General features: G+C 57.6%; 1 protein-coding gene. It reads right to left on the reverse strand.

Annotated features, from left to right (window positions below; genetic code table 11):
* Positions 1–61: 61 nt before the first annotated feature.
* Positions 62–1,200 (reverse strand): IS3 family transposase gene (locus tag FFR93_RS40390; RefSeq protein WP_165448303.1). Its coding sequence is split into 2 segments (ribosomal slippage): positions 62–942 and positions 942–1,200, totalling 1,140 coding nucleotides; the frame shifts between segments, so codons are not numbered across the junction.
* Positions 1,201–1,289 lie beyond the last annotated feature (89 nt).

Here is a 1,289-nt window from a genome sequence, read left to right on the forward strand (position 1 = left end):
AGAGCTGGTTCGGTTTGTCTGAACAGTTTCGGGCGTTTCGCTAAGTGGATTTCTGCCTCGATTATGCCGCCACCATCATTGGTGTCAGCGCGTTGAAGTAGGCCTGATCCGGCGTCTGCCGGTCAAGGGATGAATGTGGGCGTCGGCCATTGTAGAAGGTCAGATATCGGCCAATGCCGACGCGGGCCTCGGATACGGTCTTGTAGGCGTGGAGATAAACCTCCTCGTATTTGATCGACCGCCAGAGCCGTTCGACGAACACGTTGTCCCGCCACGCGCCCTTGCCATCCATCGAGATGGCAATCTCTGCTTTCTTCAGGACCGCCGTGAAGTCGATGGAGGTGAACTGCGATCCCTGGTCGGTATTGAAGATTTCCGGCTTGCCATAACGGGCAAGTGCCTCCTCGACCGCTTCTATGCAGAAGGCTGCTTCCATCGTGATCGACAGCCGCCACGACAGAACCCTTCGACTGAACCAGTCGACGACGGCGCAGAGATAGACAAAGCCCCGTGCCATCGGAATATATGTCAGGTCCATTGCCCACACCTGGTTGGGTCGGGTGACCGCCAGCTTGCGCAGGAGGTAGGGATAGATTTTGTGTCCAGGCGCTGGTTTGGAGGTGTTCGGCCGACGGTAGATCGCTTCGATGCCCATCTTTTTCATCAGCGTGGCGACGTGCAGCCGCCCAGTCTCCAGCCCTTCTCCCCTCAAGAGCCCTTGCAACATCCGACTTCCGGCAAAGGGGTAGTCGAGATGCAATTCGTCAATCCGTCGCATCAGGGCCAAATCCCCGTCAGACACCGGACGAGGCAGATAATAGACGCTGCCACGGCTGAAGCCGAGAAGCTTCGCTTGGCGCACGACCGACAGTTTATGCTCGCGGTCGATCATTTCTTTCCGCCCAGCAATCCCGCTTTGCCGAGCGCACCGGATAAAAAATCGTTCTCCAGTGTCAGTTCGCCGATCTTGGCATGCAGGGTTTTGACATCGACGGTTGGTCCCGCCGGTTCCGCCTTGGTTTCATCACCGAAAACGCCTGTCGCCCCCTCAAGGAGCTGGTCTTTCCACTGTTTGATCTGGTTGGCGTGCACGTCAAACTGCTGGGACAGTTCCACCAGCGTCTGCTCGCCTCGAATGGCGGCGAGCGCCACTTTTGCCTTGAAAGCCGGGCTATGGTTCCGGCGCGGTCGTCTCGTCATGCTATCTCCTGTTCCTGGCATCTAAGCCGAAGTCAGGCAGAAATTCCACTTATCCCCGCTGTGCAGATTTCCCGAGCCAGCTCTTTCCC

Origin of the sequence: Rhizobium sp. MHM7A, assembly GCF_005862215.1 — a bacterium.
GTDB lineage: Bacteria > Pseudomonadota > Alphaproteobacteria > Rhizobiales > Rhizobiaceae > Rhizobium > Rhizobium bangladeshense.